At 55.9% G+C, this 13,296-nt stretch carries 12 protein-coding genes and 1 tRNA gene; 12 read left to right on the top strand and 1 reads right to left on the bottom strand.

Annotated elements, in window-relative coordinates:
- The first annotated feature begins 10 nt into the window (after positions 1-10).
- The 10 genes from nuoG (at position 11) to NMK_RS07960 (ending at position 10,820) form a co-directional block, all read left to right on the top strand.
- Positions 11-2,398: an NADH-quinone oxidoreductase subunit NuoG gene (gene nuoG, locus NMK_RS08005; protein ID WP_109015258.1), complete on the top strand. Its 2,388-nt coding sequence runs from the start codon at positions 11-13 to the stop codon at positions 2,396-2,398.
- On the top strand, positions 2,398-3,414 hold the full coding sequence (nuoH, locus tag NMK_RS08000; protein WP_109015257.1) for an NADH-quinone oxidoreductase subunit NuoH: 1,017 nt from the start codon (positions 2,398-2,400) through the stop codon (positions 3,412-3,414). Before nuoG ends, nuoH begins: the two co-directional genes overlap by 1 nt.
- 16 nt (positions 3,415-3,430) lie before the next feature.
- Complete coding sequence (gene nuoI / locus NMK_RS07995; protein ID WP_109015256.1) at positions 3,431-3,922, top strand: NADH-quinone oxidoreductase subunit NuoI; 492 nt, start codon at positions 3,431-3,433, stop codon at positions 3,920-3,922.
- A 12-nt stretch (positions 3,923-3,934) separates the two neighbouring features.
- Positions 3,935-4,579 carry an NADH-quinone oxidoreductase subunit J gene (locus tag NMK_RS07990; protein ID WP_181376201.1) on the top strand — a complete coding sequence of 215 codons (645 nt, stop codon included), beginning with the start codon at positions 3,935-3,937 and terminating at the stop codon, positions 4,577-4,579.
- Positions 4,576-4,884, top strand: coding sequence for an NADH-quinone oxidoreductase subunit NuoK (gene nuoK / locus NMK_RS07985; RefSeq protein ID WP_109015255.1), 309 nt, complete (start codon positions 4,576-4,578; stop codon positions 4,882-4,884). Before NMK_RS07990 ends, nuoK begins: the two co-directional genes overlap by 4 nt.
- 27 nt (positions 4,885-4,911) lie before the next feature.
- Positions 4,912-6,939: an NADH-quinone oxidoreductase subunit L gene (nuoL, locus tag NMK_RS07980; protein WP_109015254.1), complete on the top strand. Its 2,028-nt coding sequence runs from the start codon at positions 4,912-4,914 to the stop codon at positions 6,937-6,939.
- Positions 6,940-6,966: 27 nt separating this feature from the next.
- Positions 6,967-8,451, top strand: a complete 1,485-nt coding sequence (locus NMK_RS07975) for an NADH-quinone oxidoreductase subunit M (protein ID WP_109015253.1) — start codon at positions 6,967-6,969, stop codon at positions 8,449-8,451.
- A 2-nt stretch (positions 8,452-8,453) separates the two neighbouring features.
- On the top strand, positions 8,454-9,902 hold the full coding sequence (gene nuoN, locus NMK_RS07970) for an NADH-quinone oxidoreductase subunit NuoN (RefSeq protein WP_109015252.1): 1,449 nt from the start codon (positions 8,454-8,456) through the stop codon (positions 9,900-9,902).
- Between the two features lie 12 nt (positions 9,903-9,914).
- Complete coding sequence (locus NMK_RS07965) at positions 9,915-10,208, top strand: DUF2818 family protein (RefSeq protein ID WP_109015251.1); 294 nt, start codon at positions 9,915-9,917, stop codon at positions 10,206-10,208.
- A 69-nt stretch (positions 10,209-10,277) separates the two neighbouring features.
- The gene (locus tag NMK_RS07960) at positions 10,278-10,820 is read left to right on the top strand and encodes an NUDIX domain-containing protein (protein WP_109015250.1); all 543 of its coding nucleotides are present in this window, start codon (positions 10,278-10,280) and stop codon (positions 10,818-10,820) included.
- On the opposite strand, the gene NMK_RS07955 is transcribed toward NMK_RS07960, so the two are convergent.
- Positions 10,817-12,265 (bottom strand): pyridoxal phosphate-dependent decarboxylase family protein, encoded by a 1,449-nt coding sequence (locus NMK_RS07955; protein ID WP_227871419.1) that lies wholly within the window; start codon positions 12,263-12,265, stop codon positions 10,817-10,819. The genes NMK_RS07960 and NMK_RS07955 overlap by 4 nt on opposite strands.
- 65 nt (positions 12,266-12,330) lie before the next feature.
- Here NMK_RS07955 and NMK_RS07950 point away from each other — a divergent pair.
- A tRNA-Val gene (locus NMK_RS07950) sits at positions 12,331-12,407 on the top strand.
- A 203-nt stretch (positions 12,408-12,610) separates the two neighbouring features.
- Positions 12,611-13,126 (top strand): thermonuclease family protein, encoded by a 516-nt coding sequence (locus NMK_RS07945; RefSeq protein ID WP_227871418.1) that lies wholly within the window; start codon positions 12,611-12,613, stop codon positions 13,124-13,126.
- The last annotated feature ends 170 nt before the right edge of the window (positions 13,127-13,296 follow it).

Genomic DNA, 13,296 nt, shown 5'->3' with positions numbered 1-13,296 from the left:
GGCAGATTAAATGTTACAGATCGAAATAGACGGTAAAGCGGTAGAAGTCGAGCACGGCAGCACTATTATTGAAGCTGCCGATAAGCTCGGGATCCCCATTCCCCGTTTCTGTTATCACAAGAAGCTCTCTGTCGCGGCCAATTGCCGTATGTGCTTGGTGCAGGTGGAGAAGTTCGCCAAGCCGCTGCCCGCGTGTGCTACGCCGGTTTCGGACGGCATGAAGATTTTCACGCGTTCCGAAGCCGCCGTCGATGCACAGAAAAGCGTGATGGAGTTCCTGCTCATCAACCACCCGCTGGATTGCCCGATCTGCGACCAGGGCGGCGAATGCGAATTGCAGGATATCGCTGTGGGTTACGGTGCGAGCAAGACGCGCTATACCGAAGAAAAGCGCGTGGTGCTGAACAAGAATATCGGGCCGTTGGTTGCCACCGATATGACGCGCTGCATCCAGTGTACCCGTTGCGTGCGCTTCCTCAAGGAAGTCGGCGGCATGATGGAACTGGGCCTGATCAATCGCGGCGAGCATGCCGAGATCACCGCCTACGTCGACAAGAGCGTCGATTCGGAGCTGTCCGGCAACATCATCGACCTGTGCCCGGTCGGCGCGCTGACCAGCAAGCCGTTCCGCTACACAGCACGTCCTTGGGAACTGGCCCGGCGTCCGACGATTTCGGCGCATGATGCCCTGGGCAGCCAGCTGGAAATGCACGTCAAGAATAACCGCGTACTGAGGACGATCCCGCGCGAGAAGGAAAGCATCAACGAATGCTGGATTTCCGACCGCGACCGCTTTGCCTATGAAGGGCTGAACAGCGACGAACGCCTGACCGTGCCGATGATTCGCCGCGGCGATCAGTGGGTGGAAACCGACTGGCAGAGCGCATTGGAGTTTGCATCGAGCCGCATCAAGGATGCCGTTGCCCGTGAAGGCGGAAATGCACTGGGTGTGCTGGTGTCGCCCAACAGCACGATGGAAGAGGGCTTTCTCGCGAAGAAGATTGCCCGCGAATTAGGATGCGGCAATGTGGACCACCGTCTGCGCCGCAGCGATTTCCGCCTGGATGGCCATTTTCAGGGCACGCCTTGGATGGGATGCAACATTCCCGATGTTCAGGACATGGATCGCGTCCTCATCATCGGCAGTAATCTGCGTAACGAACATCCATTGCTGACGCATCGCTTGCGCCAGGCCGTGCGCTTGAATGCTGCCGAAATCTCGGTGGTGAATGCACTCGAAGATGATCCTTTGATGCGCGTGGCCTTCAAGAACACTTGTTCGCCGGATGACACGATCAATTTCCTGCTGCAACTCCTCAAGGCGATGTCCGGTTTGCAGCGCTTGTCGCTGTGCTTGCCGCCGACCTTGAACGGTTTGCTGGAAGATGTGGTTGTCAGCAATAACGCCCAAGCCATGGCGGAAAGCCTGGCCGGGCACGGCAAGGATTACGACCTGGTGAATCCGCGTTCCGCGGTATTCCTGGGCAACATGGCGCAGCAGCATCCACGTTATTCGGAAATGTACAGTCTCGCGGAAGCGATCTCCGCGCTCTGCGGCGCGACCTTCGGCGTACTGTCCGAAGCCGCAAACCGAGTGGGTCTCGACCTCGCACGCGTATTGCCGAGCAGCGGTGCCTTGAATGCCCGGACCATGCTCGAACAGCCGCGCTCTGCTTATCTCCTGGTCAACGTCGAGCCGGAAGTAGATTGCCACAATGCGCAGTTGGTCAATCAGGCTTTGGCCGCTGCGGGATGTGTGGTGGCGATGACCGCCTACAAGTCTTCCGCCTTGCGCGAAGCCGACGTACTGCTGCCGGTGACGCCTTACACGGAATCCTCCGGCACCTTTATGAGCATGGAAGGTCGCGTGCAAAGCTTTACCGCAGTCGCAAAACCGCTTGGCGAAGCGCGCCCTGGATGGAAGGTGCTGCGCGTGCTGGGAAATCTGCTGGGTTTGAGCGGTTTCGAGTATGACAGCAGCGAACAGGTCAAGAACGAAATCTTCGGCGGGGAGAAGCCCTCGCGCGTCGTGTGGAACCGTCTTAACAACAATTTGCGCGAATTGACGGAAGTGAATGCCAAGGTGCGTACCGAGTCCTTGCAGCGCGTAGGCGAAGTTCCGTTGTACGAATCCGATGCTATCGTGCGTCGCGCACCATCCTTGCAGAAAATGGCCGCGAAAAAGCCCGTGGTTGCTGCCATGAACGCCAAGTTGCTCGCTCAGCTCGGGTTGCAGGACGGCGAATTGGTCAAAGTTAGCCAAGGCAACGGTAGCGTGCGTCTTGCCGCCAAGTGCGACGACCGCGTTGCCGATTATTGCGTCCGTGTTCCGATCTGCGCCCAAACGGCAGCGCTGGGCGACTTGTACGGTGAAATCCAAGTGGAAAGGGCTGCTTGATGGATGCGATCCAGCAAATGTTCGGTCCTTTCTGGCCCCTAGTCTGGAGTCTGGCCAAGATCGTCGCCATCGTCGCGCCTTTGATGGGTGCCGTAGCCTACCTGACCTTGGCCGAGCGCAAGGTTATCGGCTATATGCAGGTTCGTATCGGTCCCAACCGTGTTGGTTACTACGGCTTGCTACAGCCGCTGGCCGATGGCCTGAAGCTGCTGTTCAAAGAAATCATCATGCCCACGGCGGCGAGCAAAAAGCTGTTCCTGCTTGGACCAATTTTGGCGATTGCTCCAGCCCTTGCTGCCTGGGCTGTCGTGCCGTTCTCGTCCAGCCTCGTGCTGGCCAATGTCGACGCGAGTCTGCTGTACATCATGGCGGTGACGTCCATGGGTGTTTATGGGGTGATCGTGGCCGGCTGGGCCTCTAACTCCAAGTACGCCTTCCTGGGTTCCTTGCGTTCCGCAGCCCAAATCGTGTCTTACGAAATCGCCATGGGCTTCGCCCTGGTCGGCGTCCTGATGTCGGCCAATTCACTCAATCTGGTCAAGATCGTCGAGGCGCAATCCGGTGGCTTCTGGCAATGGTATTTCATTCCGCTGCTGCCGTTGTTCATCGTCTACCTGATCTCCGGCGTGGCGGAAACCAACCGGGCACCTTTCGACGTGGCTGAAGGCGAATCGGAAATCGTCGCGGGTTTCCACGTGGAATACTCCGGTATGGCCTTCGCGGTGTTCTTCCTGGCTGAATACGCCAACATGATCCTAATTTCGGCGTTGACCTCCATCATGTTCCTGGGTGGTTGGCTGTCGCCGTTCCCCTTCCTGCCGGATAGCGCCCTGTGGCTGTTCGCCAAGATGGCGTTTGTGCTGTTCCTATTCCTGTGGTTCCGTGCGACATTCCCGCGTTACCGCTACGACCAGATCATGCGCCTGGGCTGGAAAGTGTTCATTCCTGTAACGTTGGTGTGGATCATCGTGATCGGCGCTTTCATGCAGACCCCCTTGGCTTATCTTTTCCATTAAAGGCGAGGGACGACTTATGATCAATCGAATCAAAGACCTGTTTTCCAGCCTGATTCTGGTGGAACTCTTGAAGGGGATGGCGCTCACCGGACGTTATTTCTTCGCTCGCAAGATCACTGTGCAGTACCCGGACGAACGTACCCCGATGTCGAATCGTTTCCGCGGCTTGCATGCACTGCGTCGCTATCCCAATGGTGAAGAGCGGTGTATCGCCTGCAAACTTTGCGAAGCAGTGTGTCCGGCGATGGCGATCACTATCGAGTCTGACCAGCGTGATGACGGTACCCGCCGTACGACCCGTTACGACATTGACCTGACCAAATGCATTTTCTGCGGGTTCTGCGAGGAGTCCTGCCCGGTAGATTCTATCGTCGAGACGCGCATTTTCGATTATCACGGAGAAAAGCGCGGCGATCTTCTGTACACCAAGCCCATGCTGCTCGCAGTCGGCGACAAGCACGAGAACCAGATTGCGGCGGACCGCGCAGCGGATGCCAAATACAGGTAAGCGCCAACAACAATGCTGAACATCCAAGACATCGTTTTCTACATCCTTGCCGCGATTGTGCTGTTTGCCGGACTACGCGTCATTACTGCTCGCAATCCGGTGCACGCAGCGCTATACCTGGTGCTCGCCTTTTTTACCGCTGCGGGAATCTGGATGCTGTTGGAAGCGGAATTCCTGGCAATTGCACTGGTACTGGTCTACGTCGGTGCGGTGATGGTGCTGTTCCTGTTTGTGGTGATGATGCTGGATATCAACCTAGACAAGCTGCGCGAAGGCTTCTGGGATTACGCACCGCTAGCAGGTTTCGTCGGTATCCTCATGGCTGCCGAGATGGCGATGGTGCTGGGCAGCAAACATTTCGGTCCAGAGCGCGTCCCTGCGCCGCCAGTCCACAGTGCCGATTACAGCAATACCGCCGAACTCGGTCGCCTCCTATATACCGATTACGTCTATCCATTTGAGTTGGCCGCGGTTGTGCTGTTGGTGGCAATTGTTGCTGCCATCGCGCTGACCATGCGTCGCCGCAAGGATAGCAAATACATCGATCCAGCCCAGCAGGTTCGCGTCAAGCGAAATGATCGTCTCAAGATCGTCAGCATGCCGGCTGAAAAGGAAAGCGTGGAAACGCCGGCCGAATCCCAGGGAGAACAAGCATGACCGTCGGTCTTTCGCATTATCTGGTGCTCGGCGCCCTGTTGTTCGCCATTAGCGTGGTCGGTATCTTCCTCAACCGCAAGAACGTCATCATCCTGTTGATGGCAATCGAGTTGATGCTGCTCGCGGTGAACATGAATTTCATCGCGTTCTCGCACTACCTTAAGGACACCGCGGGCCAGGTTTTCGTATTTTTCATCCTTACCGTTGCAGCAGCAGAGTCCGCGATTGGCCTCGCCATTCTGGTGGTGCTGTTCCGCAACCTGAAGACGATCAACGTGGATGACCTGGACAGCCTCAAGGGCTGATGACGACGCCGAAAGCCGATCGATAACATGAACGAAATGCAGAACATCTACCTGGCGATTCCTTTACTGCCGCTGATCGCGGCAGCGGTGGTCGGATTATTCGGACGCTTCCTCCCGCGCGCAGCAGCGCATGTGTTGACCATCGCCGGTGTTGGCGCCGCTTTCGTGCTTTCTGCTCTCGTGTTCAAGGACGTGCTGGCCGGACACACCTTCAATGGCCCAGTCTATACTTGGCTAACCAGCGGCAATACTTCCTTCGAGGTGGGATTCCAGATCGATAGTCTTTCCGCGATGATGATGGTTGTCGTCACCTTCGTCTCGCTGATGGTCCACGTTTATACCATCGGCTATATGCATGAAGATCCGGGTTACAGCCGTTTCTTCAGCTACATTTCACTGTTCACCTTCTCCATGCTCATGCTGGTGATGAGCAACAACTTCATGCAGTTGTTCTTCGGTTGGGAAGCCGTGGGCTTGGTGTCTTACTTGCTGATCGGTTTCTGGTACACGCGGCCGACCGCAATCTATGCCAATTTGAAGGCGTTTCTGGTCAATCGCGTAGGCGATTTCGGCTTCCTGCTTGGCATCGGCATGGTGTTGTACACCATGGGTAGCCTGGATTACCAAGCCGTATTCTCCGTTGCTCCGCAATTCGCTGATGCGACAGTCGAACTCATTCCGGGACATCCTTGGCAGTTGATGACTGTGATTTGCCTGCTGCTGTTCGTCGGCGCGATGGGTAAATCGGCGCAAGTTCCGTTGCATGTTTGGTTGCCGGACTCCATGGAAGGCCCGACGCCGATTTCTGCCTTGATTCACGCCGCGACTATGGTCACGGCGGGCATTTTCATGGTGGCCCGCATGTCGCCGCTGTACGAACTCTCGACCACCGCCTTATCCACTGTGATGGTCATCGGCGCAATCACGGCGTTGTTCATGGGTTTCCTGGGCATCATCCAGAACGATATCAAGCGGGTCGTGGCGTATTCCACCTTGTCGCAGTTGGGCTATATGACGGTGGCACTGGGTGCCTCGGCCTATTCGGTGGCGATTTTCCACCTCATGACCCACGCATTCTTTAAAGCCTTGCTGTTCCTTGGTGCTGGCTCGGTCATCATGGGCATGCACCACGACCAGGACATCCGCAATATGGGTGGCTTGCGCAAATACATGCCGATTACCTGGCTCACATCTTTGGTCGGCTCGCTGGCATTGATCGGCACACCGTTCTTGTCCGGCTTCTATTCCAAGGATTCGATTATCGAGGCGGCCGAGCTCTCGACGATCCCCGGTAGCGGCTTCGCATATTTCGCAGTGCTCGCCGGCGTATTCGTCACCGCGTTCTATTCCTTCCGCATGTATTTCATGGTGTTCCATGGCGAAGAACGCTTTGGCAAGGCACATCATCACGAGCATCACGGCGACCATGCCGACGAAGAAGCCACAACGGATCATCATCACGGCCTCGCGCCAGGCCAAAAGCCGCATGAATCGCCTTGGGTCGTGACCTTGCCTTTGGTCATGCTTGCGATTCCTTCGTTGATCATCGGTTATGTGGCCATCGAGCCCATGCTGTACGGAGGTTTCTTCAATGGCGTAATTTTTGTGAACCCAGAAGTGCATCCTGCAATGCATCACCTTGCTCATCATTTCCACGGTGCTGCCGAGATGGGCCTGCATGCATTTACCAGCTTGCCCCTGTTGCTTGCTGCCAGTGGTGTCGCCCTGTCTTACTTCTTCACCATGAAGCGACCCGATATTCCGGAAGCCATCAAGCATCGCTTCCATGGAATTTATGTGATTCTCGAGAACAAATACGGTTTCGATAGCTTCAACGAGAAGGTCTTTGCCGGGGGCTCCCGTTGGATCGGCGACAAGCTGTGGCGCTATGGCGATGTCCAAATCATCGACGGTACGCTCGTTAACGGTACGGCGCGCCTCATCGGTCGTTTGTCCGGCATCATCCGCAATTTGCAGTCGGGGCTGATTTATCACTATGCGTTTGCGATGATTATCGGCGCGTTCGTCCTGTTGACCTTCTTCATGAAGGCTTAAATGGTTAAGAAAGTTTAAAAAGCAACAATGGATTATCCGATCCTCAGCTATTCCATCTGGGTGCCCATCTTGGCAGGCGTGTTGGTGCTTGCTACGGGCAACGACAAGAACGCCAATGTCTCGCGATGGCTCGCGCTGTTCGGAAGTATTGCCAGTTTTCTGGTGACGCTCCCGCTCTGGACCCGTTTCGACCGCAATGATGGCGGCTTCCAACTTCAGGAAGGTGCCAACTGGATCCCGGCCTTCAATATTCACTATCACCTCGGCGTAGACGGCATTGCCATGCCGCTGATCCTGCTGACGAGCTTCACTACGGTAATCGTCGTGCTTGCAGCATGGGAAGTGATCCAGAAGAAAGTCGCCCAATACATGGCGGCGTTCCTCATTATGTCGGGATTGATGATCGGGGTTTTTTCCGCACTCGATGGCATCTTGTTCTACATGTTCTGGGAAGCCATGTTGATTCCGATGTTCATCGTCATCGGCGTATGGGGTGGACCGAACCGGGTGTACGCGACCATCAAGTTCTTCCTCTACACGCTGCTCGGCTCGCTCTTGATGCTGATCGCGTTTATCTATCTGTACCACCAGACCAATAGCTTTGAGCTGGTGGACTACTACGAACTGCAATTACCGATGACAGCGCAGCTGCTGATCTTCGGCGCGTTCTTCATGGCCTTTGCCGTCAAGATTCCGATGTGGCCGGTACATACCTGGCTGCCGGATGCTCACGTGGAAGCACCGACGGGTGGTTCCGTCGTACTGGCGGCTATCATGCTGAAGCTGGGCGGCTACGGCTTCCTGCGCTTCGCCATGCCGATCGCTCCGGATGCAGCCAACTATCTTTCCGGTTTCATGATTGCGCTCTCGCTGATTGCCGTGGTCTACATCGCCCTGGTAGCCCTGGTGCAGCAGGACATGAAAAAGCTCATCGCTTACTCGTCGATCTCCCACATGGGCTTCGTCACGCTGGGCATGTTCATCTTCAACCCGCTCGGGATGGAAGGCGCCATGGTGCAGATGATTTCGCACGGCTTTGTTTCCGGTGCGCTGTTCCTTAGCGTCGGCGTGCTGTACGACCGCATGCATTCTCGCCAGATCAAGGATTACGGCGGTGTGGTCAACACCATGCCTACCTTCACCGCGTTGGCAGTATTGTTTGCCATGGCGAATGCTGGATTGCCGGGAACTTCCGGTTTCGTCGGAGAATTCATGGTGATCCTGGGGGCGTTGCAAGCCAATTTCTGGTTTGCCGTCTTTGCAGCAACCACGCTGATCTTTGGCGCGGCCTACACCTTGTGGATGGTGAAGCGCGTGTATTTCGGCGATATCGGCAACCAACACGTGGCCGAGCTTAAAGACATCAACAAGCGCGAAATGCTGATCCTGGGCGTACTGGCGCTCATGGTGCTTGGTTTTGGTATTTATCCCCAGCCGCTGACCGAGGTGACCCATGCCACGGTCAACCAACTGCTGACGCACATGGCGCAATCCAAGCTTCCTGGGATGTAACGATGAACCCGATTTTTAACGATATCTACGCCGCGCTGCCTGAGGTTTTCGTCCTGACCATGGCCATGGTCATCCTGCTGGGCGACCTGTTCATCCAGGAACGCTACCGCTTCGTGACCTACGTCATGGCGCAAGTCACCCTGCTGGGCGCAGCCATGATCACCATCGCCACCCATACTTCCGCTGTGGGCTACGCCTTCAACGGCTTGTTCGTGGACGACCCGCTGTCCGACCTGCTCAAGCTGATGACCTATCTCGCGGTATCGGTCGTGCTGGTCTACTCGCGCGGCTACATCACAGCGCGCGGCATGTATCGCGGTGAGTTCTACGTGCTCGTGTTGATGGCGATGCTGGGCATGATGGTCATGATTTCAGGGCAGAATCTGCTGACCATCTACATGGGCCTGGAATTGCTCTCACTGTGCTTATATTCCCTCGTGGCGCTCGACCGCGACAATGCGCGTGCAACTGAAGCCGCCATGAAATACTTCGTGCTGGGTGCGTTGGCTTCCGGGATGCTGCTCTACGGCATGTCCATGCTCTACGGTATGTCGGGCAGCCTGGACGTTTCCCAGATCAGCAACGCCATCCTCAACGGATCTCCGGATCATGCGGTTCTTATTCTTGGCTTGGTGTTCGTCGTCGCCGGCATCGCCTTCAAGTTCGGTGCTGCACCTTTCCAGATGTGGATTCCCGACGTCTACCATGGAGCGCCAACATCCATGACGCTCTTCGTCGGTTCTGCGCCCAAGCTAGCAGCCTATGCCATGACCATCCGTTTGCTGGTCCAAGGTCTGCAGAACATGGTGCACGACTGGCAGGGCATGCTGATTATCATGGCCGTGCTGTCCATCATCATCGGCAACATTACCGCCATTGCGCAAACCAACCTCAAGCGCATGCTGGCGTATTCGACCATTTCGCATGTCGGATTCCTGTTGTTCGGCTTCTTCAGCGGTACGCTCAACGGCTTCATCGCATCGATGTTCTACGTGGCGTCTTATGTGCTGATGACGCTGGGCGGTTTCGGCATCATCCTGCTGTTGTCGCGCAAGGGGTTCGAGGCGGAAAACCTGGACGATCTCAAGGGTCTCAATAATCGTAGCCCCTGGTATGCCTTCCTCATGATGCTGCTGATGTTCTCCATGGCAGGCGTGCCGCCGACCATCGGCTTCTATGCGAAGTTTGCTGTGCTGCAGGCAGCGTTGCAGGCAGGCTATGTCTGGCTGACGGTCTTTGCCGTGCTGTTGGCTGTAACAGGGGCGTTCTACTATCTGCGTATCGTCAAGCTGATGTATTTCGACGAAGCAGAAGATCATCATGCTATCCGTACTTCGCCGGACATGGCGCTGGTGTTGGGCGTTAACGGGCTTGCCATGTTGGTTTTGGGCATATTCCCCCAGCGTCTCATGGAACTCTGCGCTTACGCCGTACTCCATAGCGTGCAGTAACCGAGTTTTTCTATGAACAACGCGATCGTCTTTTTATTGCTGCTTTCCTTCGTGGCCGCCAACTTGCCATGGTTCAGCGAGCGTTTTTTCTATGTGTTGCCGCTCAAGCACGGCAAGCATCTGGGCTGGCGCGTACTGGAACTGGTGGTGCTGTATTTCGTGATGGGCGGTATTGCACGTTTGGCTGAAGGTAAGGTCATGGGGCAAGCCGCAGCGCAGCATTGGGAATTTTACGCCGTGACGGCTTGTCTCTTCCTGGTATTCGCGTTTCCCGGCTTCGTCTATCGCCATCTCTGGCGCCGCTAATCGCCAACTGCGGCGTCAGTAGCAGTACGGCCATAGCAAAGCCGAGTATCCCTATTAGGAAACCTGCTGATGTCCGACCCTTTGGCTGAAACCATGCTTTCCACCGAGACCGTATTCAACGGTCGGCTGCTGCACGTGAATCGAGATACCGTACGCTTGCCGAACGGCCACGAAACGGGAAGGGAATATATCGTCCATCCAGGTGCCGTGCTGGTGATCCCGGTGCTGGACGACGGTCGGCTGGTATTCGAGCGTCAGTTTCGCTATCCACTGGGAAAATCCTTCATCGAACTGCCCGCCGGTAAAATCGATCCTAAGGAGGATCCGCTTGTCACTGGCCAGCGCGAGTTGCTGGAAGAAACCGGCTATACCGCACGAGAGTGGCAGGCGGTAACGCAACTCCATCCCTGCATCGGGTATTCCAACGAAGTCATCCACGTCTATCTGGCGCGAGGATTGCAAGCCGGCGATCACCGACGTGATGAAGACGAAACCTTGGAAGTCTTTACATTGAGCCTGGAGGAGGCGATGCAAAAGGTAATGAAGGGTGAAATCACGGATGCGAAGACCGTGATCGCCCTATTCTGGGCCGATAAGCTACTCCAAGCCTAAGTCGCACGCCTTCTCAGCGTCTCCAGTAACTCATCGAGATCTTTTTCAGTCGTCAACGGATTCATGATGGTGGTGCGCAACCAAACCTCGTCCCGTAGCGTCACTTGGGTCACATGGAACGCCCCTGCTTCGATGACTGCGCTACGCAACGAAGCTTGATCGGCACCTCGCAAGCGAAAACACACGATATTGGTCTGCGGGGGCATCAGACATTCGAAATCCTCAGCCTGTTCGAGTTTCTGAGCCAGAAGCCGCGCAGTGCCGAATACGCGCTCTACCAGCAACGCTATACCCTCACGTCCATAAAGTGAAAAAGCCGCCCACAGCTTGAGGCCCATCATGCGTTTGGTGCATTCCAGGGTGCGGTAACTGGTGTTGTAAGTCTCGTCACCGTGAGAGCTACCCTGGAATAAGTAGGAAGCCTCTTGCGCAAAAGCTTCGTTGGCGTGCTCGGGTTTCTGGAACAGCACCGCCGAAACCGCTGCAGGCATATAAAGCAGCTTGTGACCGTCCCACACCACCGAGTCGGCATACTCGATACCAGACAGCGCTTCACGGTAAATAGGGGAAAGCAGGGCGGAGGCCCCATGTGCTCCGTCCACGTGCAGCCATAAGTTGTGCTGTCGGCAATAAGCTCCGACCGATGAAAGTGGATCGACGCTACCAGTGGGCGTACAACCGGCGGTAGCGACTACAGCCATGACGATGGTGCCTTGTTCGATGGCTTCACGATGCGCTTGCTGCAATGCCGCGATATCCATACGTCCCTCTGCATCAGCAGCTACCTTGACCACTGCATTGGCGCCCAAGCCCATGATGCCTGCAGCGCGGGAGATGGAGTAGTGAGCGTGTTCGCTAGCCAGGATTCTCAGAGGCCGGCCAGCCGAAACGCCTTTCTGCCATATGTCCCAATCGGCGGAATGCTGACGGGCTGCAAGCAAGGCAGTGAGATTGGCTTGCGCCCCACCGGAAGTCAGCACGCCTTCCACATTTTTCCAACCGATTAATTCACCGAGCCAACGAATTACCTGGCGTTCGAGCAAGGTGGCGGATGGCCCGGTTTCATACACTGCCATGGCCTGATTGGCGAGGGCGGCAACGAGGTCACACAAGGCAGCCAAAGGCAGCGGCGCCGCGACTTGATGCCCCAGATTGTGCGGATGATGGATGGCGAGGGTGCCCGGCAATATCTCATGGCGCAGCCTCTCCAACAGATCAGTGGGATTAAGCACCGGGTGTTGGGGCAGGGGCGCAAGCCAGTCTAACTCGGCAAGATGCGGAGGCACCCAATCGATGACCTTTCCTGTCCCTTCCATGTTGGTCGCAAGATAATCGGCAAGCAGGTCGATCAATGCATGACCGGTGTTACGAAATTGCTGGGGATCGAACATGCCGAGGATGCGGCTATCGGCAATATCTGCGGGGGAGAGGGCGTTGTTGTGCATGGTTGAAAATATTATATCCCGGTGTTGCATTGGGTCGCTCCTCTCCGTATAATGCGCAGCTCTTCAGGCGCGTAGCTCAGCTGGTTAGAGCACCACCTTGACATGGTGGGGGTCGTTGGTTCGAGTCCAATCGCGCCTACCAAATCTGTCCGAACGGGCCAATCCTTGTGATTGGCCCGTTTGTTTTTGTGCTGTCGATATTCCTTCCGGTGCACTCGTCTCCAGCCATTGTTTCCTCTTCGCCAAATGTCGGTACTTACCTAAGCCAGCGTAACGCGGTAAGGTAAGGGCTGGGTTTCGCAGTTCAAAACAACAATAACGATCAGAACAATAAGAATCATGACGATGAAATATTGCCTCGCTGCCTGCATGCTGTGCTTTTCCCTGGTTGCTTTCGGCGAGACTATCCACGGACGAATTACCGCCGTTCCGGATGGTGATACCCTTGATCTGCTCACTGCTGGCGATGTTTCCATGCGAGTCCGAGTCGTCGGTATCGATGCGCCGGAAAAAGGCCAACCCTTCGGTCGGCAGGCGAAGGCGGCGATGCGAGAGCTGGTATGGAGCCGGGAAGTGGTGGTCGATTGGGCTAAACGAGATCGCTACGGTCGCCTCCTGGGAACGGTCACCGTCGATGGATCCGATGTCGGGTTAGCCATGCTGCGCTCGGGTTGGGCCTGGTATTACAAGCAATACGAGCGCGATCTGCTGTTGAGCCAGCGCATGCAGTATGCCGAGGCGGAGAGCGAAGCCCGTCTCCATGCCATTGGGCTATGGGTGGATTTTGCGCCGGTGCCTCCTTGGCAATGGCGTCGCGGTAGCCAGAAACGACATCAAGACGAACCTTTCCTCCCTTACTAACTCCACGACTTTTCAGAATTTTCTTCTTATGTGGGTTAACGCACATAAGCTCTTTGATCGGCTGGCTATGATGCGCTTGTCTGTGGTCTAGAGCCCATTGCACAACTCTTCCATAAGCTGAATCGGCAGCTGGGGCTCTTTTTCTTTGTCGAAAAGGGGACGATGTTGAC

The organism is Novimethylophilus kurashikiensis (genome assembly GCF_003112435.1).
GTDB classification, from domain to species: domain Bacteria; phylum Pseudomonadota; class Gammaproteobacteria; order Burkholderiales; family Methylophilaceae; genus Novimethylophilus; species Novimethylophilus kurashikiensis.
Note: the sequence above shows the minus strand (reverse complement) of the source record. Positions and strands in the feature narration are given on the sequence as shown.